Here is a 21,193-nt window from a genome sequence, read left to right as displayed (position 1 = left end):
CTTCGGCTTTTCGGTGTTTAAGTCATCAACAGCCCGAGGTTTAAGAACCTATGTTTCGTCCGGCATCTGCTGAAATCTTAATCACAAGAGCCTATTATGGTATGATGTCTTTCAGTTTTATACTTTGGAAAGTCATGTGTGCCACACTGCTTTCGTACAATATTCCTATTGTTTCTTTGTCAATCATTGTGAGGCATGAATACCCCCAGTTGTCTTCTTCATCTAACAGAAGCTGATGTTCCGGACTCCACGTCTTTCCACCGTCGGTACTTATTTTGATAGTCATGTTTCTTCGGGCATTGGTGGTATTGGGGTTTGAGAAAATCAGCAAGTCTTTGCCCAGCACATTGTCTTCGGCTTTTACGCTGATGAGACTTGCCATACATACGGGCTCAATCAGTGCCGTGCGCGACGATTCATGTTCTTTCCACGTCACACCCAAATCGGTCGTGGTATATACGGCACGGCTTCCTCCCCGGTTGTCTCGCATGTTGAGCATGAGCGTGCCCGGTGTGACTTCTGCCACTTGTGCTTCTGTCGTGTTGGTGCGGGCAAGGTTATGAATATGCCATGTTTCTCCTCTGTCTTTGCTGTACATGATTCCGGCATTCGGAATGCGTGTTTTGTCGATGTATTGGATGGGGAATACCAATGTGCCGTCTTGCATGGTGATTCCACGTCCGGGACCTTGCAATAAGAAATGCCACTCCGGGAGTTTGACCTGCTCGGTAATGTTGATGGGAGCCGACCATGTTTTGCCGTCATCTGTACTCTTTGTCATGACTAATTGTGCCGTATGGTTTAAGTCCATGCCGGGTTGTGAACTCCACCATGCACGTTGGTTTCCCATTCCGTGTGTCCATGCTGCTACAATCCAGACCGTATTTGTTTTTGTATCGACTAGAATCGACGGGTCGCCAACCCCGTTTTGCGCCGAGGGCAGTCCGTCGTATTCGCCAAATGACAGGGGCAAACGCATTTTTTCCCATGTTCTGCCACCGTCTGTGCTTCGGCTCAAACCGATGTCAATATGTTCTTGCAGATCCGCGCTGTTGTTATAACGTACATCGTATACACCTAAAAGCGTGCCTTTATTGGTTGTTACTAATCCGGGAATTCGGAATGCTGCCGAACCGTTATCGCCTGCATGACGTACACCTATACCCATTCTGCGGACGGTGGTATCGCCTGAAACAGTTTTTACAGGCAGAGGTTTGCCGTCGGCTTCGGCTGAAATGAGAGAAGCGGCCAGTGTGGTACTTATAGGTGCATCGTCTTTCATTTCTATGCTTACCCAAAAGTAATTTATTCCGGGGTATAATTTTTGTTTGCCATCAAGTTTTATGGTGCTTTCTACAACTTCAGACTCCGATTTTTTAATGGAGTAAGAAGGATTGGCGGCAAGTGTTTTCCCGGGATTGTTGCTCGAAATGTATTTGACAGGAGCAAATCTTCCTTTGTTTCTGTCTTGCAGTGCTTCTGTTCCGGCATAATATAGTTTTATCGATTTTATTTTGTTGATATCTGCGTCCTTCGCGAAGTTTACGCTAATGTTGTCTAACACCTTTGTTCCAGTTGATGTGAGGCGCATATAAAACAAAACGTTGTCGTGTCTTTCGATGAGTATTGGTATTTGTGGCGATTTTACCAGTAAGGTATCTGCTCCCCATGTTGCTAATGTGGAGAATAGGAATAAAGCGAATGGAAAAACTTTTTTCATGAGCAATTAGAAACTGTCGTTTAAAAATTAAAGTTTAAAAATAAAAGGAGTGTTTCCTCTTTCCGTGAAATGATTATTCCCAGCTTGCAGACTTGAATAATTATGTATTCAGCGGAATTAAAAGAAACGCTGTGGCAAGTTATCAAGAAAATCTTTAATGTGCAAGGGAGGAAACGAAATGTTTCGTTTGCAGCTATATTTTTGCTTGTGATCAATAAGAAACGGCAAAAAGCCTTACCTTTGTAAAATGATTCAAGAGGATTTCAGATTTTACAAGCCTTGCAAGGAGTTACAACCTTACGTCAGGTATTATTGGGTATTCAAAAGCGATCAACCGCTGAATACCCTTACTTTTCCTATTGGTTGTCCTCAAATCATTTTCCATAAACAAACACCGCTTTATATCCCGGAACTGGGAGTCTCTCAATCAGAATTTACCGTTAGCGGTCAGGTAAATTATCATTCACATTTATATGCGGATGATAATGTGGAAATGATAGTTGCTGTATTTCAGCCATACGCCCTGAAAGCCTTCTTGAATTTGCCCATATCCTTATTGCACAATCAAGAGGTTTCCGGTTATGACCTTGAAAACAAGCATTTGAAACGACTGGCTGCACAAATCTTCGACTGCGAAAATACAAGTTTATGTATTAACGTAATAGAGCAATGGCTGTTATCCCAAATAGCAGGTGCATTGACCTTAAAAACAGAATACAACATCAAAAGAATAACTGCCGTTATAAGACAACTGCTCATAATGCCGGAAACTTCTGTCAAGGAATTGACTTCTATTGCCTGTTTAAGCAAGAAACAGTTTGAGCGTCTGTTTAATGAACTGGTAGGTGCGAATCCTAAAGAATATGCAAGAATAGTCCGTTTCCAGAAATCATTGAAACTGTTGCAGCATTATCCGGAAGATGCAAATCAGGCTCAGCTGGCATATCAATGCGGTTACGCTGACCAGTCGCATTTTATCCGGGAGTTTAAACAATTCAGCGGTTATACACCATTGTCTTTGCTGAATGTATGCAAACCTTATTCCGATTTGTTCAACAACCCTATATAATGTCCCTTTTATTCTATCCATCGTTCGATAGTCGGTTTACCTTTGCACTTATTCAATTTAAAATGAACGATAGAATGAAAGAAGTAAATCCAAAAGATACGACCCGTGCCTATGCATTTGAAATGTGGATGAATGCACCCATGCCCATGCTCACCTTTTTCAAGACAATAGATGTTACCCGCCTTGCCCGCATCAGCAAACGGACAAGATTGAAATTCAATATGCTGATGTGTTGGTGTATCGGGCGGGCAGCAAGTAATATCAAAGAGTTCTATATGCTTCCTGTTGGTAAGAAGTTAATGCAATACGACAATCTTGCAGTCTGCGCCATTGTAGCTAATCGGAATGGTGAGGTTAGTTCCTGTGATGTTCCTTTCTCTAAAGATTTAAGACAATTCAATGCGGATTATTTGCTGCTTACCAGGCAAGTTGCCGAAAACTGCCAAAATCATGACTTGACGGATAGCATGGTGATTGGCACATCAGCCCTTGCTGGGTATGAGATAGACGGGGCAGTAGGCATGTACAGCGGAGTGTTCAATAATCCGTTTCTGATTTGGGGCAAATACAAACGGCGTTTATGGAAACGGACGCTGGTTGTTTCCTTTCAGTTTCATCATACCCAGATGGATGGCGCACATGCTTCCCGTTTTTTGGAAAACCTACAAAAAGAAATTGAGAATTTAAAGGTATAATCAAGAACAAATGTTACCTTTGCAAAGGTAACAGAAAAAAATAGAATTGTTCAACCAATATGAAATGGCAAGTGTGCATATAGCTGCGCTTAACGGATAGCATTTTGTTATAGCTATTCAGCAACGGACAGGTCTATAACAGGGTTTGTCCTTTCTTGTTTTGCCATTATTCCAAATTCATAATTATGCGATGTGTCATGCCGCCTTATGCAGCAGGACTTGTCGCATCTTATCAAGTTGAACAATGAACTATACATATAAACATATTTGGCTCATCAACTTTCCTGTAATGATGAGCATCCTTATTGAACAACTTATCAATATCACCGATGCCATTTTCTTGGGGCATGTGGGAGAAATAGAATTGGGCGCATCCGCCCTTGCCGGGATTTGGTATCTGGCTATCTACATGCTCGGCTTCGGTTTCAGTTTGGGCTTACAGGTCGTTGTCGCACGGCGCAACGGTGAGCAGCATTATTCCGAAACAGGAAAGACATTCTTTCAAGGATTGTTTTTCCTGTCGGGACTTGCTGTCTTTTTGTGTCTGTTCTCCAAACTGTTTTCTCCGATTATTCTAAGTCGGCTGATTACTTCTGCGGAAGTCTATCATGCCGTGATTGATTATTTGGATGGGCGAATTTGGGGACTGTTGTTCTCTTTTCCGTTTCTTGCCCTGCGCTCTTTCTTGGTCGGCATTACCCGTACAAAAGCCTTAAACGTAGCGGCTCTGACAGCCGTATTGGTGAATATTTCGGGTAACTGGCTGCTCATATTCCATTGGAACCTGGGAATAGCTGGTGCAGCTATCGCATCATCTTTTGCCGAAGCGTGTTCGCTGGCGGTATTGGCAATTCACGCTTTATGTAAAATGGATAAACGGTTTTATGGCTTGTCTTGTAGCTTCGACAAAGCTGTACTGGTTCATGTCTGCCGGGTGTCCGTTTGGAGCATGTTCCACTCGTTCATCGGTGTAGCATCGTGGCTTGCTTTCTTCGTATCTATTGAACATTTGGGAGAGATGGAACTGGCAGCCACCAATGTCATACGCAGCATTTCTACTTTGTTCTTTGTCATTGTCAATTCGCTGGCGGCTACTACCGGTTCGCTGGTAAGTAATTTGTTGGGAGCCGGACAAAAGGAACAGGTAGTCCCGCTGTGTAACCGGGTTGTTCGTTTGGGATATGCTATCGGTTTCCCGCTGGTCATTCTTGCCGTAGCTATCTATCGTCCGATTATCGGCATATATACGGAAAGCCCGGTTCTGATGCAGATAGCCCATCTGCCCTTTGTAGTCATGCTGCTGAACTATGCTTTTGCCCTGCCCGGTTATGTCTATATGAATGCAGTAACAGGTACGGGAGCTACACGTATGACATTTATTTTCCAATTGATAACCATCGCAGCCTATCAGATTTATTTGTGGAACATAAGCGTTTTCAGCACATCATTGTCCGTTTATTGGACAGCAGAATACCTATATGTGATATTACTCGGTTTGTTATCTGTCATTTATCTGAAATATAAACACTATTAGAAACTGAATGTTATGATGAAAAAGATATATCCACGCACAGGCGACACGCAGACCGTGTACCTGAATGCTGTCGTGAAAGACCCATCTATCGAAGTGGGCGACTATACCATCTATAATGATTTTGTGTCCGACCCGGTGCTTTTCGAGCGGAACAATGTGCTTTACCATTATCCTATCAACCACGAGCGGCTGATAATCGGCAAGTTCTGTTCCATTGCCTGCGGCGCGAAATTCCTGTTCAACTGTGCCAACCATACCTTGAAATCCCTATCCACCTACACCTTCCCGCTCTTTTATGAGGATTGGGACTTGGAAAAATCAGACGTGGCAACAGCTTGGGACAACAAAGGCGACATCGTGATAAGCAACGATGTGTGGATAGGCTACGAAGCGGTGATTATGGCTGGCGTTCACATCGGGAACGGGGCGATTATAGCCGCCCGTGCCGTTGTTACGAAAGATGTGCCGCCTTATACGATAGTCGGCGGTGTTCCTGCCCGACCGATAAGGAAGCGTTTCGATGAAGAAACGATACAGAAACTCAAAACGCTAAAATGGTGGGAATGGCCTTTTGAGAAAATCAAGCAAAGTTTGCCTTATCTTACAACTGGAGATATTGATAGGTTATTAAAGAATGAAAGATGTAGAATGACATGAGAACAGTTGCGGAGAATTCTTGGTTTACATCTTGGTTTACATCAGACGTTAAAAACCAACGTATAAACACGAAAAAAGCGATTACCTGTTTTAGATAATCGCTTGATTTTCTGGTGATCCGCTTGGGGCTCGAACCCAAGACCCCAACATTAAAAGTGTTGTGCTCTACCAACTGAGCTAGCGAATCAAACCTGTTTTTGCTATCATTTCCTGATTGCGAGTGCAAAGGTAGACGTTTTATTTGAAATGACCAAATTTTCAGCTGAAAACTTTTCGGTTTTTGCAGAATCCATCTCGATATTGGTCTGTCTGTCCGGAAATTGTCAGAGAGATTGGTGTGCCGTTTTTATTCGTTGAGTGCGCCGCAATGCGGACAGATTCCTTTCGACCGCATTTTGGCTCCGCACGATCCGCATGCATACGGATAACTGTTGGCTTTTTTCAAGCGTCTGATGCACCAGACTGTATACCCTGCAAAGCAAATGTAAGATGCATAGACCCACAGGTAGGTAAAGAAGAGATACAATATGATACAGCAGGCGGCAAGCCCTATCAGGTAGAAAAAGGCTACTTCCAGCGTTGTCTGGTGAAAAAGATCATCAAGCAAGGCGATGCCTAACAGAAGGATGAACCATATGCATAAAATGAACAATCCGAGTATGACCGGCGGTTCAAACGGATTCAGAGTTGGCGCATAATAGTATTTCTCCCATGTTTCAGGCACAAAGTGCTGGATGCTGTTGTAGATTACCGCAGCTGTTGCCAGCAGCCACGAAAGGGTGATAGGAAATATGCTGTCTATATCGTTCAGCCAGATCAGTCTGATTTGCTTTTTCCGTATGGCTCTGTAGATGAAAGCCAGGAAGAATGTTGCCAGTACCAGCAGAAATATCAAGGTGTGTGAATTGCTGAAGAAACTGATGCATTGAGAGATGGGATCAATGGGTACGATGTGCTTGAGGAGATTTTTCTCCTGTATCCATCCGATCGTTTCCTGGTCGCGTGCTACCTTCACCCACAGTGAGTCGACAGAGTCTTGGGGATGTACAGCGAATTCTGCCACTACAAGCTCATCTCCCTCCTTTACCGGAAGGGAATCGGTGAACGGAAGCCGGTGCAGCCATAGTGTGTCGGCCGTTACCTTGAAATTGCTGTTCAAGGCATAGGGGTGCTCATGTGCAGTTTGAAGCGAGTCGTTTCCGCTGGCGGACTGCTGCTGAGTAGAGTAGTGGCATGCTGTTGCCAGAAATGACAGAAGCAGGAGGCAGAACAAATGATGGATCAGGCGCATATTTCTTTTATCGTTTATTTTTCGTCAAGCACTTTCATTTGGCATATTTTACAGTCGAATTCCAGCCGGAATTTCCGTCCGTCTGAGCTGACCAGAAAATAAGGTTCGCGGAATGGGGAGCGGGCTTGATGGTGTTTGGGACACCATCCCATGCTGTAGCGCAGGCAATGCTTGCAGAACATCAGTATGGCATGTTCGGGCTGTTTCTTCTCAAGAGCAGGTTCGATATGCTTCACCCCGTGGTCGTGATAGAAGGCTGCAGCACGGGCATTCATGACATTTCCCAGATAAGTCAGCTCTTGTTTGGGAAATGAATGGCGGGTTTCGGGCATCCGGTTCCGTTCTTGTCTGTAATTGATATGGCGCAGGCTGGCAAGAGCATTTACGGCCTGCCGGCGCAGTTCGGCCAAAGCGGAAGAAGGAATAAACCAGTTGTCGCTAAGCTGCAGGCTGATGCTTTCTGCCTTAAACGGCGTATTGCCCAGCTTGGCCAGCTGCATCCGCTGGTTTTCGTCCTGAGGTGTGCGTGCCGGTGTCTTTTCCTGCGGCAAGGTTACACAAACCCGGTTGCTGTTTTCATCGCAGAAAGCCAGCGTGAATCCGAAGCTGTTTTCTTCCAGCGATATGTTTACCGCGATTTTCCGCTCGGCAGACTTCTTTTGCAGCATGCGCTCGAAGCTTTGGTCGAGGTTGCGGTAAAGCTTCGTTTTCGGACGTATGGCAGGCATCTCCTGTGGGTAAAGTCTGTTGTTTTCCGCCCGGTTTACGCGAAAGCCCTGGAGCTTTCCGTTTTCGTCAAGATAGCAGATGCCGTCACCGTTGCTGAAAGATTTCGTTCCGGCTACGGTCAGATAGTTTCCTTTGATTTCCTTGACGGTTCCCACTTCCTCACCGAGCGATTTGGGCGTGTTGAACGAGAATATCTCCGGATTGCGTCCGTGGGCGAAGTATTCGGTGAACCCCCGGTTAAAGCTCTTGTCGAGTTGCGGACGGAAGGTAAGTTCGACAGTCCCGGACGATGCCCGGCAGTATTCTTTCCTGTATTTGAAGATGGCATCAAGCTTCTGCCTGTAATAGGCGGTTACGTTTTTTACGTAAGATACGTCTTTCAGCCTTCCTTCTATCTTCAGTGATGAGGCTCCGGCATCAAGCAGGGCTTCCAGATTCCTGCTCTGGTTCATGTCTTTCAGCGAAAGCAGGTGCTTGTTGCGGGCTATAGTCTTTCCGTCGGCATCGATCATGTCGAATCCAAGGCGGCAGAACTGCGCGCATTCTCCCCGGTTGGCGCTTCGTCCGTAACATGCCTGGCTTACATAGCATTGCCCGCTGTAGCTTACGCACAAGGCCCCGTGGATGAAAACTTCGAGCAGGACATCGGGGCATGCTTCGTGGATTTCGCTGATTTCATCGATGCTCAGCTCCCGCGCCAGCACAATCTGGCGGAATCCGGCTTCTGCAAGAAAACGTACCTTTTGCACGTCCCGGTTATCTGTCTGCGTGCTGGCATGAAGCGGAATGGGTGGGAGGTCCAGCCGGGTGATTCCCATGTCCTGCACAATCAGCGCGTCGACTCCGATGCGATAGAGTTCGCCGATCATCCGTTCCGTATCCTCCAGTTCCTCGTCGCGGAGGATGGTATTGACGGTGACATAGATGCGTGCCCCGAACAGGTGGGCATACCGCACCAGCCTGGCTATGTCTTCGAGCGAGTTTCCGGCTGCGGCTCTGGCCCCGAAGCGGGGTGCGCCGATGTATACGGCATCCGCTCCGTGATTGATGGCTTCGATTCCGCATTCCAGATTTTTGGCCGGCGCGAGCAGTTCGATCGGACGGGGAAGAGCGTTATCTGATTTCATTGATGTCGTATGGAGTTTCTTGGTATACGTAATAGTTCAGCCAGTTGGAGAAGAGCAGGTTGGCGGTGCTTCGCCAGCGTACCAGCGGACCTTTTTCCGGGTCGTTGTCCCGGTAATAGTTTTGGGGCATGTTTATCGGAAGGCCTTTTCCCAGATCGCGCCGGTATTCCGTGTCCAGCGTGTAAGGAGCATATTCCGAGTGCCCTGTGACGAAGAATTCGCGTCCTCCGCGCGCCATCACGATATGCACTCCCGAATCTTCTGATTCGGAAATGATCTGCAGCGCCGGGTTCTTTCCGATGTCTTCTCTTCTGATCTCCGTGTGCCGGCTGTGAGGCACGAAAAACACGTCGTCGAATCCCCGGAAGATGGGCAGTTTCTGGAAGCCTTCGCACACGTGGTGCTCGAATATTCCGAACATTTTTTTCTCCAGCGGATATTTGGGGATGCCGTAGTGATGGTAAAGTCCGGCTTGGGCGGCCCAGCAGATGTAGAGAGTCGAGGTGACGTGCGTGCGGGTCCAGTTGAATATCTTCTGGATTTCGTCCCAATAGTTCACCTCCTCGAAGTCCAGATGTTCCACCGGCGCTCCCGTGATGATCATTCCGTCGAACTTCTCGTCGCTCATGTCCTCAAAGTCACGGTAGAACGCTTTCATGTGTTCGATGGGCGTATTCTTCGACGTATGGCTTTTCAGTTTCATGAAGCTTACCTCAATCTGGAGAGGCGAATTTGAGAGCAGGCGGATGAGGTCTGTTTCCGTGGTTATCTTGAGCGGCATCAGATTGAGTATCACGATTTTCAGCGGACGGATATCCTGCGTTTTGGCGCGTGACGTATCGATGACGAAAATGTTTTCTTCTTTCAGAAGGTCTATGGCCGGAAGTCTATCTGGTAAGTTTAATGGCATATGTTCTCCTTGTTTATTTTGTCCGGAGCAAAGTTAATAAAATTCCGCCATGATTGTGTAAAAACTTGTCTGATTTGAAATCGCCGCCCATCTCCGCGAAGATGAGCCGTTGTCCGGGTTGGAACGGGCGTTCATCTTGATGGAGATGGGCGGTCGGACCGGTAAGGTCGGGCGGCCGGTTCCGCAGGTTATGATGCAGGTGGCTACAGCCTGTTCTTATAGATTTCCGCTATCAGCTTCTGGTAGCGGTTTTCCACTTCCATATAGGCTTGCAGATTCTTGTATACGTTATCGGCTTCTACATAAAAGTCGATGATAGACAACTGTCCTGCCCGTACCGCATCTTGAAGCAGGCGCAGTGTCTTGTGCATCAGAACGACATCGTAGGCCTTCATCGCCTCGCGCAATTGCTGCATCTCGTTGAACAGGCTCTGTGTCTGGGCTTCTGCCTGCAGGCGTGCATTGTCCAGCCGGAGCCGGGCGCTGAGTGCCTGGGCGCGGGCAATCTTTCCCTTTTTCCGGTTGGAGAAGATGGGCAGGCTTCCGCCTATCAGGAAGCCGTTGCTTTTTTCGTCGAGCGAGGTGTTCCGCCGGTAGCCCACTTCTATTTTCGGTAGCCAGCTCTGGCGGTTCACTTTCAACTCTTCCTGAGCGGCCTGCGCGTCGGCATCCGCTGCGAGAAGTCCGGCATCCGTCAGCATCACTTCATCATACAGTGCGCTATAGTCTTTCAGTTCTTGCACATCGGGGTAAGTGTCCGAACTGAATGTCAGAGGCATGTTCCCGTTCATGGCGAGCAGTTGCTGGAGTGCCGTGCGGTGTGCGGCATTGTTCTGAGCCGCTTCGGTCCGGACATTCATCCGCTCCATCTTTATCTTGTTTACTTCCAGAATGCCTGCATCCCCTTCCTGAAGGCGTTTCTCGAACAGCTCAAGAAGTTCGTCGGCATTTCTCATCCGTTCGTCCAATAGCTTCTGCTGCTGGTTGAGCATGATCAGGTCAAGGCAGATATTCTTGGCCGTGAGCAGGATTTCGCGGCGTGAGGCGAGTTGCTGGCGGTCGAGAGATTCTTGCTTCCATTTTCCCGACTGGCGACGGGCCGCATACAGGGTAGGAAAGTCAAATCCCTGTGTGACCACGAGCTCCGAACTCGACATTCCGGTAATTCCCCTTGTATAAAAAGGGCTGTATTCCACCGAAGGGTCTTCCAGGTTGTTTTGGGTCTGCACTTCGAGTTTGGCGGCATTCGTTGCCTGAGTCTGCGCCTGCAGTTCCTTGTTGTTGCGTTCGATCTGCCGGAGTACGTCTTCTATGCTCTGCGACCTCATGCCGGCCGTGGCCAGGGTACATGCGGCCAATAGGATGTATCTTAGTTTCATGATTTTCTGTTTTTATGGTTGTTGTGCATCAGTTCGTATACCACGGGCACGATAAATGCGTTGAGGAATGTGGATGTCAGCAGTCCGCCGAGGATGACTTTCGCCATCGGGCTTTGGATTTCATTTCCCGGAAGGTCGCCTCTCAACGCCAGCGGAATCAGGGCGAGCGCCGATGAGAGCGCCGTCATGAGGATCGGATTCAGCCGGTCGAGCGAGCCGTGTACGATGCATTCGCGCAGATCCATGCCCTGTTCCTCCTTCAGCAGCTTGTAGTGGCTGATAAGGAGCATGCCGTTTCGTGTGGCGATGCCGAAGAGAGAGATGAATCCGATGATGGCCGGGATGCTGAGTTCTCCGGTGGTGAAGATCAGCGTGAACACTCCTCCGATCAGAGCCAGCGGGAGGTTGAGCAGGATTACTCCGCTTTCCGCGCCGCTCTTGAACTGCATATAGAGAAGCAGGAAGATCACGGCGATGCTCATGGCCGATGTGAGGAGCAGCGTGCGGCTGGCCGATTGCTCGCTTTCAAACTGCCCTCCGTATTCCACATGGTATCCTTCGGGCAAACGGACACTCTCGTCCACCCGTTTTCGGATGTCGTTCACCACGCTCCGCAGGTCGCGCCCGCTTGCGTTGGCCGAAATGACTATCTTGCGTTTCACGTTTTCCCGGTTGATGGTGTTCGGTCCGGCAGACGATTCTATGTCGGCCACATAGCTTAGCGGAATCTTCTGTCCTTGGGCATCGTCTATCATCAGATTCTTTATGTGTTCCATCGACCCGCGGTTGGATTCGCTTGAGCGTACCACCAGATTGAATGACTTTCCTTGTTCGTACACTTGGGAAACCACCTCTCCGGCCATGTTGACCGTAACGAATTCGTTGAACTGCGGAAGTGAGATTCCGTATTTTGCCAGCATCTCACGTTTGGGAATGATTTTCAGCTCCGGACGCTCAATCTGCTGTTCCACGTTCAGGTCGGCAATCCCTTCTACATCGGCGATGACTTCCTTTATCTGGTTTCCCAAAGCGAACATCCGATTCAGGTCATCGCCGAAAAGCTTGATGGCGATGCTTGCCTGCGTACCGCTCAGCATGGCATCGATGCGGTGGCTGATAGGCTGGCCGATTTCGATGTTTGCTCCGGAGATGACCGAGAGTTTTTTGCGCACCTCGTTCAATAGCTCCTGATGCGAACGGTCCTTCAGCTCAAAGGGAGCTTCGATTTCCGATACGTTCACGCCCAGCGCATGTTCGTCGAGTTCGGCGCGTCCGGTTTTTCTGGCGACGGTCTGTATTTCCGGAATGGAAAGCAGGAGTTCTTCTGCCTGCCGTCCGATCTTGTCCGACTCTTCCAGAGATATTCCGGGCATGGAACTGATATTGATGGTGAACGAGCCTTCGTTGAATGCCGGAAGGAAGCTGTGTCCCAGTGTGAAAAAGAGGCACAGGGCGGACACGAACAATACGGCCGCACTTCCCAGGACTCCTTTCTTGTGTCCCAATGCCCAAAGGAGTGCGCGTTCGTAATGCTTTTTCATCCATACGGCCACGAATGCTTCTTTAGGCACTCCGCCCTCTTTTCCGGTCTGTCCTCCCAGCAGGTAGCTGCAAAGCACAGGGGTCAGCGTGAGGGCCACTATGGTGGAGGCGAAGAGCGAAACGATGAAAGCCACTCCCAGCGGCATCAGCATACGCCCTTCCATTCCGCTCAGGAAGAACAGGGGGACGAAGCTTACGATGATGATCAGCGTAGAGTTCAGGATGGGCATACGCACCTCGCGCGAAGCGTTGAACACAACCTCGAGCACGGGTTTTCTTTCCGCAAGCGGAAGCATCCTGTTTTCGCGCAGATGTTTCCATACATTTTCTACGTCTACAATTGCATCGTCCACCAGCGAGCCGATGGCTATGGCCATACCTCCCAGACTCATGGTGTTGATGCTCAGTCCCATATAGTGCAGGACAAGGATCGTGACCAGCAGCGACAGGGGAAGTGTAACCAGTGAGATGACGGTGGTGCGCGCGTTGGCAAGGAAAAGGAAAAGCACGATAACCACAAAGATGGCTCCTTCGTATAAGGAGTTCTGCACATTGCTGATGGAGCTTTCGATGAACCGCGACTGACGGAAAGTGTCGGTTGAGATTCTTACGTCGGCGGGGAGATTTTTCTGCAAATCTTTTAGCGATTCTTCCAGCCGTTCGGTCAGTTCGATGGTACCTGTGTTCGGCTGTTTGGTTACTGTAATCAATACGGCAGGCTTTCCTTTTTCTGAGGCCACTCCCAGCTTGGGCTGTTGGGCGCCGATCCTTACATCGGCCACATCTTCCAGAGTGACCGGTGCGCCTCCTGCTGTCTTGATGACGGCGCGTCCCATTTCTTTTACGTCATCGGTGGAAATCACTCCGCGCACGATGTATTCGTTCCCGTATTCATAGATTACGCCTCCGCTGGTATTCTGGTTCATTCCGCGGGTAACGTCCATGATTTCTCCCAATGTCACGCCGTAGTGCTTCATCCGTTCCGGATGAACGAGTATCTGGTATTCCTTTATATCTCCTCCCAGTACGGCTACTTGCGCCACGCCTCCGGTGGAAAGCAGGCGGGGACGGATGGTCCAGTCGGCCAGTGTGCGCAGGTCGAGCATGGATGTAGAATCGGCGGTCAGCCCTACTATCAGCAATTCGCCGAGGATGGACGACTGCGGGCCGAGTGTCGGATTCCCCACATTGTCCGGCAGGCTTTCGCCGACCGTGGTCAGTTTCTCGGACACGATCTGTCGCGCCAGGTAAATATCTGTATCCCAGTCGAACTCAACCCATACGACTGAAAATCCGGCGGTTGAAGACGAGCGGACACGGCGCACGTTTGTCGCGCCGTTTACCGCGGTTTCTATCGGGAAAGTTACGAGCTGCTCCACCTCTTCGGCTGCCATTCCGTTCGCTTCTGTCATTACTACCACCGTAGGAGCATTGAGGTCGGGGAATACATCGACTTCGGTGTGTATCGTGGTGTAAAGCCCTCCTATCAGGAGCAGAACCGACGCAACGAGAATCAGAAGCCGGTTCTGCAATGAGAAGTGTATGATTTTATTCAGCATAAGTTCTCTGTTTTATCAGTCCGTGGTTAATGATTGTGCGTATGCGCCGGGATAGCGTTTGATGCTGCGGCCAGTTTTACGTGGACGGCTCCTTCGGTTACCACTTTTTCCCCGCCTTTCAGTCCGGAGAGGATTTCTACACGGGTGCCGTCATTTCCTCCGAGCTTGACCTCCTGCTTTTTGTATCCTTCCGCATCCACCTGGATGTAGACAAAGTTCAGCCCCTGCTCTTCTGTGAGCGCCGAAACGGGGACGGATATCACTCCCTGGCGTTTTGCCGCCAGCAGATAGACCTCTACGAACGAGCCGGGAATCAGATTGCCGCGGTTGTCGAACTCGAAGGTGACAGGAATGTAGTAGGATGCGTCGCCCGAGGTTTTCCCGTATGAAAGCAGACGTCCGTTCAGTTCGCTCAGCCGATATACCTTGTTGTCGTAGGGTGTCTTGATGTTGGCAGAATTTATCCGGCCCAGCTCCGGATAGTAGCGTTCGGACACCTCAGCCTTCAGCATCAGCCGGCGAGTTTGTGAAACGGTCATCAGCGGCTGTCCGGTAGTTACATAGTCGCCCTCTTTTACCAGACACGACTTTACGTATCCGTTCATGGGGGATTTTACCGCCGCTCCTTTTCCCGACTTGCTCGGTGTGAGCGCCTCGTATGCCAGGCGGGCGTTTTCGTAAGTTTCATATAAGGCGTTCAGCTCTTTTTGAGCGACTATCCGGCTTTCCGACAGCTTGCGGGCGCGTTCGTATTCGTCTTTCGCTTTTTCGTAAGCAACTTTCGCCCGTTCCACGGGGTCGCCTTCCTGCAGGTGCTCGGCAGAGATGCTCATCATTTCCATGCCTTTGCCTGCCTGCATTCCTTCGGTTACCGTACGCGAGAAAGACACCACCCCCGATGTACCGGCCACAATGGTGGTTTCTTCTCCTTGCGCTGACATGATTTGCCCGCCGGTGGTTATCACTTCGGCAAACGAGTCCGGACGGATTGTGCTTACTTTCACTCCGGCAGCCTTCGCCTTTTCCGGAGTAAGGATGATTTCGTCGGAATGAGCGTGCTGCTCTCCTTTCATTTCGATTTCATGGTCGTGCCCCTCACTTCCATGACGGTGGGCGTCGCATGCGCCCAGCAGGAGCATTGCGAATGCTCCGATATAGATCTGTTTTTTCATGTGATGTTTTTTTCTGTGCCACAAAATTGGGGAGAAAGCGTCACAACCGGGTTGCAATGTTTCTCTTTTTCTGATTCAAACGGTTGTTTGTGGAGTGTCAGACGACTCCGCCTTTATCCTTGGAAAGGAGGGGCACGGAAGTTGCGCACGGCACTGAAATGCCGGGCATGGAGTGATTCTATATAGTAGGCGATTTCATCGGACGAGCCGGGCGCGTCGGTTCCTTCGGATATGATTCCGGACAGAGAATAGATCAGGGTGAAGAATGAGTAGCAGGGAGTGCAGTCCGTGTGATGGTGCGATGTGGAAAACGAGAAATGCGTGATGCATGTCGTGTCGCACATGTGATTGTCGGCATCTCCCGGATGATGCTTGGCGTTGTCGGAAGAATGGGATGGGGGAGTGCAGGTTTCGATGTCTTCGTTCAGGCACAGACTCTCGTTGTGGTGGTGGTGCGGGAAGGCACCGGCCACCAGCATCAGTATGCTGACTGAAAGCAGGATATATGTTTTCAGACTTTTTTTCATCCTCGGATTATTCTTCGGAGGCAAAGATAGAATAATATTTAAAAACATCCAAACCTGTATCGCGGATTGGAGAGGATGTTATAATTTTAATGCCGTGTTTGATGCGGAAGAAAAGGAGCCGTGTGCGGGCGGAAAATCTTTTCTTGTCCGCAGAAAAGCCGGACAGATGCCGGCACGGTCTGTATCTCCAGCTTAGAGATATAAATCTCCAGGCTAAAGATACACATCTTCAGGTTGAAGATGCATGTCTTTAGCTTGAAGACGGTCTTTTTCGGGCGAGAGGTTCCTTTTCTTGTGCAGGCTTGCCGCAGTTTGTGTGACGAGGTGGTTTTATTTTTACATTTGTCTTTTGTATTGTAGCTGGTGTTATATATGAAACAGTTTATTCTTATCGTGCTTCTCTGCTGGTTTTCTTGGCGGATGGTTGATGCGCAGGGACCTGACCGCAGGCCGCGCCGTGCCCTTCCGGAAGTAGAAGTTCCCGGAACTCCGGCTTATGAGGGGCTGAATGCGTTTGAGGTGGCGGACAGCCTGCTCGCTCCCAATGTGCTGTTGTTCTGCGGACAGCCTGTCAATCTGGACCCGATGGACCGCCAGCGGAAGCTGCGCAGGGAACTGGCTTCTCTGTCGCGGTTTTCTTCTGTTCTGATGGAGCGTGCCGATATTTTCTTTCCTCTTGTGGAGCCGATTCTTGAGGAGCACAAGGTGCCCGACGATTTCAAGTACCTGATGGTGATTGAGAGCGGGATGAATCCTGAGGCACGTTCGCCTGCGGGAGCGCTGGGCTTGTGGCAGTTTATGAAGGGAACGGCTTTGGACTACGGTTTGCAGGTTGACCGGAAGAGGGATGAACGCCTGGATGCGGAGAAGTCCACTCATGCGGCGTGCCGTTATCTGCTGGATGCTTATTCAAAGTTCAACGATTGGGTGGCCGTAGCCCAGTCGTATAATATCGGTCAGAACCGTATCCGTTCGGAACTGAAGCGCCAGCGTGTGGATGAGGCTATCGACCTGCAGTTGGTGGAAGAAACCAACCGGTATATTTACAGGCTGATGGCTATAAAGATAATCTTCACGCATCCCGATAACTTCGGGCTGAAAGAAATCCGTTATAAGAAGCTGCGGAGAAGGTAAGTTCGTTGAATGGAAAAGCACGGAAACGCAGAGCTTCTTCGTTTTTTGCTCTGTGCTTCCGTGCTTTTGCCTTCAATAAAGATATTGTCATTCATTTTCCTGCTGAGATGCAACGCGGCTTCTGTCTTCTATGCCTTTCGGGTGAATCACCTTTTCAAGCAGCATTTCGAAGATAAGGACTGAATGTCCGGGGACATTTTCGCGTCCGGATGCGCCGTAAGCCAGGTCAGACGGTATATAAAGCATTACGTGTTCGCCTTCCTGCATGTGCTGCAAGGCGGTAATCCAGCCATTTACCAGTCCGTCATAGCCTGAAGACTGCAATGCAAAAGTGGTAGGCGTATGCACATCCGTATCAAGTTCTCCCTGAAAGTTCTGGTCGAATACGGTTCCGTTGATGAGCGAACCGCGGTAATAAACGGTCACGCTGTCTGTATATAAGGGAGTGATGCCATCTCCGGCTTTGATCACTCTTACATACACAGAGTCTGTTTCGTCGGCCGGAGTTTCGTACGGATTGGTGATTGATGTTCCGCCTATGCCGCCTCCTGCCGTAGAATTGTCGGTCTGCACTTTGTAGTTGCGATAAATTTCCCAGCTTCCGTCCGCATTGGTGCGCGCTACGTCCACAATCGAATCCAAATAATGTTCGTTGCGTCCCTGCCAGTCGGCATAAGGATCAACCGCTTTCGTGTCTTCCGCACACGAAGTGAATCCCAATGAGAGAATGGTAAAAGCGGCTATCAGCAAAAAAATGTTTTTTTTCATGCGCTCAGTCTATTTTATTGGAGCGTCTTCAGCAAGCTTGTGATGCTTACCTTGTCCGCGATGATGTTGTTCAGCTCGGCAATGGGCACACGTGTCTGTTCCATGGTGTCACGGTTGCGCAGCGTCACACAGTTGTCTTCCAGCGTCTGGTGGTCGACGGTTACGCAGTAGGGAGTTCCGATGGCATCCTGACGGCGGTAGCGTTTGCCGATGGAGTCTTTTTCGTCATACTGGCAGTGGAAGTGGAACTTCAGGTCGTCCATGATTTCGCGCGCCTTTTCGGGCAGTCCGTCTTTCTTTACCAGCGGCATCACGGCCAGTTTCACCGGAGCCAGTGCTGCGGGCAGCTTCAATACGACGCGTGTTTCTCCGTTTTCCAGCTTCTCTTCGCAGTAGGCCGCGCTCATCACGCTCAGGAACATGCGATCTACGCCGATTGACGTTTCGATGACATACGGAGTATATGATTCGTTGATTTCGGGATCGAAATACTTGATGCTCTTTCCCGAATACTTCTCGTGCTGGCTCAAGTCGAAGTTAGTGCGGCTGTGGATACCCTCTACTTCCTTGAATCCGAAAGGCATCAGGAACTCGATGTCTGTGGCTGCGTTGGCATAGTGAGCCAGTTTCTCGTGATCATGGTAGCGGTAGTGGTCATCTCCGAATCCCAGAGCCTTGTGCCACTTCAAGCGGGTTTCTTTCCATTTCTTGAACCATTCAAGCTCTGTTCCCGGCTTCACGAAGAACTGCATTTCCATCTGTTCGAATTCGCGCATGCGGAAGATGAACTGGCGTGCCACGATTTCGTTGCGGAACGCTTTGCCTATCTGCGCTATGCCGAACGGAATCTTCATGCGGCCTGTCTTCTGCACGTTCAGGTAGTTCACGAAGATACCTTGTGCTGTTTCCGGGCGCAGGTACACTTTCATCGCTCCGTCGGCGGTGGAACCCATTTCGGTGGAGAACATCAGGTTGAACTGGCGTACTTCAGTCCAGTTTTTTGTTCCCGAAATCGGGCATACGATTTCTTCGTCCAGAATAATCTGGCGCAGTTCGTTCAGATCCGGTCCGGCATTCATCGCCTTGGTGTAGCGTTCGTGCAGGGCATCGCGTTTTGCCTGATGCTCCAGCACGCGTGCGTTTGTTGAACGGAATTCCTGTTCGTTGAACGCATCGCCGTATTTTTTTGCGGCTTTCGCCACTTCCTTGTTGATTTTCTCGTCGTATTTGGCAATCTGATCTTCAATCAGCACATCCGCACGGTAACGCTTTTTAGAGTCGCGGTTGTCGATGAGCGGGTCGTTGAACGCGTCCACATGCCCCGAAGCCTTCCAGATGGTAGGGTGCATGAAGATGGCCGAATCGATTCCAACGATATTGTCATGCAGCAGCACCATGCTCTGCCACCAGTATTGCTTGATATTGTTTTTCAGTTCCACACCATTCTGTCCGTAATCGTATACGGCTCCCAGTCCGTCGTAGATTTCGCTTGAAGGAAACACAAATCCATATTCTTTGCAGTGTGAAACCAGTTTTTTGAAAACGTCTTCTTGTGCCATTTTACTTTTAGTTTATATTTTGTTACTTTTCGCCACAGAGGTTACAGGCTGCCACAGAGGATGATAAATAAAAAAGACTCAGTGTGCCTCTGTGTCCTCTGTGGTTCGTAAAACCGCACAAAGATACGCATTTATGAGGAAAAACGAAGCATGTCAGTATATTAATTTATATGAATCTCCTCCGTCCGGGCGTTTCGCTTCGGCAAAAATCCCTAAATTTGCGGGAGAAAATTCCATATGATGAAACACGAGCATAAGGACAAGTTTACCCAGATGACCACTGCGTCGATTCCGCCGCTCATCGGTTCGCTGGCCGTTCCTACAATCATCAGCATGATGGTTACGTCTATCTATGTGATGGTTGACACGTATTTTGTGGGGAAAATCAACACGCAGGCTACTGCGGCCGTGGGTATTTCGTTTTCTGTCATGGCCATCATCCAGGCTTTCGGTTTTTTCTTCGGGCACGGGTCGGGAAACTACATTTCGCGCAAGCTGGGAGCGAAGGACTACAAGAACGCCGAGAAGATGGCGGCCACGGGGTTTTTCAGCGCGTTTGCCATGGGGTGCGTCATTACGGCTGTGGGCGAGTCTTTTCTTACGTTCATCTGCCGTGAGCTCGGTTCCACTCCCACCATTCTGCCCTATACCGAAACTTATCTTGGAATCATCCTGCTGGGTGCGCCTTTTATGGCTTCTTCGCTGGTGCTCAACAATCAGATGCGCTTTCAGGGGAATGCGCTCTATGCGATGGTCGGCATTACGACGGGAACCGTGCTGAATATCGGGCTTGCTCCGCTGCTGATTTTTGTTTGCGGCATGGGCATTGCCGGAGCTGCATGGGCGACAATCTGCGGGCAGGTGTGCAGTTTCTTCATTCTGCTCTATATGGACAGCCGGGGCGAGAACATCCGCATCCGTTTCCGGAACTTCACTCCGAAGCCTGCCTTTTTCAAGGAAATTGTTTATGGCGGAAGCCCTTCGCTCTGCCGTCAGGGACTGTCGAGCGTGGCTACTATCCTGCTCAATGTTGCCGCCGGAAGATATGGCGATGCCGCTATCGCCGGCATGTCTATCGTGACACGTATCTGCATGTTCATCAACTCGTTTGTGGTAGGCTTCGGGCAGGGATTCCAGCCTGTGTGCGGCTATAATTATGGTGCGGGGATTTATTCGCGGGTCAGCCAGGGATTCTGGTTCTGCGTGCGTGTGGGAGTGGTGTTTCTCTTGGTTTGTTCGGTTATAGGCTACATTTATGCGCCCGAGGTGGTGGCGTGGTTCCGCGAAGGCGATGCGGAGGTGATAGCCGTGGGAGCCCGCGCCTTGCGCTGGCAGCTTGTGACGCTTCCTCTCGGGGCGTGGGTGATTTTGTGCAACATGATGCTTCAGACTATCCGCCGTCCGGCGCGCGCCGTCACGCTGGCCTCTTCCCGTCAGGGGCTGTTCTTCATACCTTTCATTCTGATTCTTCCTCATTTCTTCGGGCTGGGAGGAGTGGTGGTGAGCCAGGCCGCGGCCGATCTCTGCTCGTTTCTGCTGGCTTTGCCGCTGACCATCCCGGTGCTCAATTCGTTTAAGAAGCGTCCCGGATCTGTGCCGCAAGGAAGATGAATCTGAACGCTCAGGTTGTTCGTGCCGGGCGCATAAGTCCGGGAATCTGGGCGCACGGATTGTGCGGACCTTTGCGGGTGAGGATCCGTTCCGGTCCGCCTGTCGTGGAAATTACTTTTGTTAATTGTAATTTGTAAGAATTGTAAGATCGTATGGCCCGCGCCCTGATTTTCATGGAGGGAAGCGGCTTTTGATTTTGAATTTTATTTT

16 protein-coding genes and 1 tRNA gene are annotated in these 21,193 nt (G+C 49.7%); 6 read left to right on the top strand and 11 right to left on the bottom strand.

From position 1 onward, the window contains the following. Window positions 1–94: 94 nt before the first annotated feature. Window positions 95–1,720: a sialidase family protein gene (locus NW212_RS03190; RefSeq protein WP_258337193.1), complete on the bottom strand. Its 1,626-nt coding sequence runs from the start codon at window positions 1,718–1,720 to the stop codon at window positions 95–97. Window positions 1,721–1,967: 247 nt separating this feature from the next. On the opposite strand from NW212_RS03190, the gene NW212_RS03185 reads away from it, so the two are divergent. From NW212_RS03185 to NW212_RS03170, 4 genes are all read left to right on the top strand, one after another. Next, complete coding sequence (locus NW212_RS03185) at window positions 1,968–2,789, top strand: AraC family transcriptional regulator (RefSeq protein WP_258337192.1); 822 nt, start codon at window positions 1,968–1,970, stop codon at window positions 2,787–2,789. Between the two features lie 74 nt (window positions 2,790–2,863). Next, window positions 2,864–3,484 carry a CatA-like O-acetyltransferase, family 2 gene (locus NW212_RS03180; RefSeq protein ID WP_258337191.1) on the top strand — a complete coding sequence of 207 codons (621 nt, stop codon included), beginning with the start codon at window positions 2,864–2,866 and terminating at the stop codon, window positions 3,482–3,484. Window positions 3,485–3,728: 244 nt separating this feature from the next. After that, a complete protein-coding gene (locus NW212_RS03175) occupies window positions 3,729–5,018 on the top strand; it encodes an MATE family efflux transporter (protein WP_258337190.1) in 1,290 nt (429 codons plus the stop codon). Window positions 5,019–5,030: 12 nt separating this feature from the next. Next, window positions 5,031–5,675 (top strand): CatB-related O-acetyltransferase, encoded by a 645-nt coding sequence (locus tag NW212_RS03170; protein WP_258337189.1) that lies wholly within the window; start codon window positions 5,031–5,033, stop codon window positions 5,673–5,675. A gap of 111 nt (window positions 5,676–5,786) precedes the next feature. Here NW212_RS03170 and NW212_RS03165 read toward each other — a convergent pair. From NW212_RS03165 to NW212_RS03130, 8 genes are all read right to left on the bottom strand, one after another. Continuing rightward, a tRNA-Lys gene (locus NW212_RS03165) sits at window positions 5,787–5,862 on the bottom strand. Between the two features lie 159 nt (window positions 5,863–6,021). After that, entirely contained in the window at window positions 6,022–6,966 is a 945-nt protein-coding gene (locus tag NW212_RS03160) for a hypothetical protein (RefSeq protein ID WP_258337188.1), read from the bottom strand. Window positions 6,967–6,980: 14 nt separating this feature from the next. Further along, window positions 6,981–8,822 (bottom strand): U32 family peptidase, encoded by a 1,842-nt coding sequence (locus NW212_RS03155; RefSeq protein WP_258337187.1) that lies wholly within the window; start codon window positions 8,820–8,822, stop codon window positions 6,981–6,983. Next, window positions 8,809–9,732 (bottom strand): homoserine O-succinyltransferase, encoded by a 924-nt coding sequence (gene metA / locus NW212_RS03150; RefSeq protein ID WP_258337186.1) that lies wholly within the window; start codon window positions 9,730–9,732, stop codon window positions 8,809–8,811. The genes NW212_RS03155 and metA overlap by 14 nt, the downstream gene beginning before the upstream one ends. Before the next feature lie 203 nt (window positions 9,733–9,935). Further along, window positions 9,936–11,111, bottom strand: coding sequence for a TolC family protein (locus NW212_RS03145; RefSeq protein WP_258337185.1), 1,176 nt, complete (start codon window positions 11,109–11,111; stop codon window positions 9,936–9,938). Further along, a complete protein-coding gene (locus NW212_RS03140; RefSeq protein ID WP_258337184.1) occupies window positions 11,108–14,212 on the bottom strand; it encodes an efflux RND transporter permease subunit in 3,105 nt (1,034 codons plus the stop codon). Before NW212_RS03140 ends, NW212_RS03145 begins: the two co-directional genes overlap by 4 nt. A 26-nt stretch (window positions 14,213–14,238) precedes the next feature. Then, the gene (locus tag NW212_RS03135) at window positions 14,239–15,384 is read right to left on the bottom strand and encodes an efflux RND transporter periplasmic adaptor subunit (RefSeq protein WP_258337183.1); all 1,146 of its coding nucleotides are present in this window, start codon (window positions 15,382–15,384) and stop codon (window positions 14,239–14,241) included. A gap of 113 nt (window positions 15,385–15,497) precedes the next feature. Then, window positions 15,498–15,911, bottom strand: a complete 414-nt coding sequence (locus tag NW212_RS03130) for a DUF6769 family protein (RefSeq protein WP_258337182.1) — start codon at window positions 15,909–15,911, stop codon at window positions 15,498–15,500. Window positions 15,912–16,283: 372 nt separating this feature from the next. Between NW212_RS03130 and NW212_RS03125 the strand changes: the two genes are divergently transcribed. After that, a complete protein-coding gene (locus tag NW212_RS03125) occupies window positions 16,284–17,045 on the top strand; it encodes a lytic transglycosylase domain-containing protein (protein WP_258337181.1) in 762 nt (253 codons plus the stop codon). An 87-nt stretch (window positions 17,046–17,132) separates the two neighbouring features. Here the strand turns inward: NW212_RS03125 and NW212_RS03120 are convergent, their stop codons facing one another. Both NW212_RS03120 and NW212_RS03115 read right to left on the bottom strand, forming a co-directional pair. After that, the gene (locus tag NW212_RS03120; protein WP_258337180.1) at window positions 17,133–17,813 is read right to left on the bottom strand and encodes an FKBP-type peptidyl-prolyl cis-trans isomerase; all 681 of its coding nucleotides are present in this window, start codon (window positions 17,811–17,813) and stop codon (window positions 17,133–17,135) included. A 14-nt stretch (window positions 17,814–17,827) separates the two neighbouring features. Further along, the gene (locus tag NW212_RS03115) at window positions 17,828–19,372 is read right to left on the bottom strand and encodes a glycine--tRNA ligase (protein ID WP_258337179.1); all 1,545 of its coding nucleotides are present in this window, start codon (window positions 19,370–19,372) and stop codon (window positions 17,828–17,830) included. A gap of 240 nt (window positions 19,373–19,612) precedes the next feature. Here NW212_RS03115 and NW212_RS03110 point away from each other — a divergent pair, with 240 nt between their 5' ends. Further along, entirely contained in the window at window positions 19,613–20,983 is a 1,371-nt protein-coding gene (locus tag NW212_RS03110; protein WP_258337241.1) for an MATE family efflux transporter, read from the top strand. Window positions 20,984–21,193 lie beyond the last annotated feature (210 nt).

It is taken from the genome of Bacteroides sp. ET225 (assembly GCF_024733745.1).
In the GTDB taxonomy this organism is placed as follows: Bacteria; Bacteroidota; Bacteroidia; order Bacteroidales; family Bacteroidaceae; genus Phocaeicola; species Phocaeicola excrementipullorum.
Note: the sequence above shows the minus strand (reverse complement) of the source record. Positions and strands in the feature narration are given on the sequence as shown.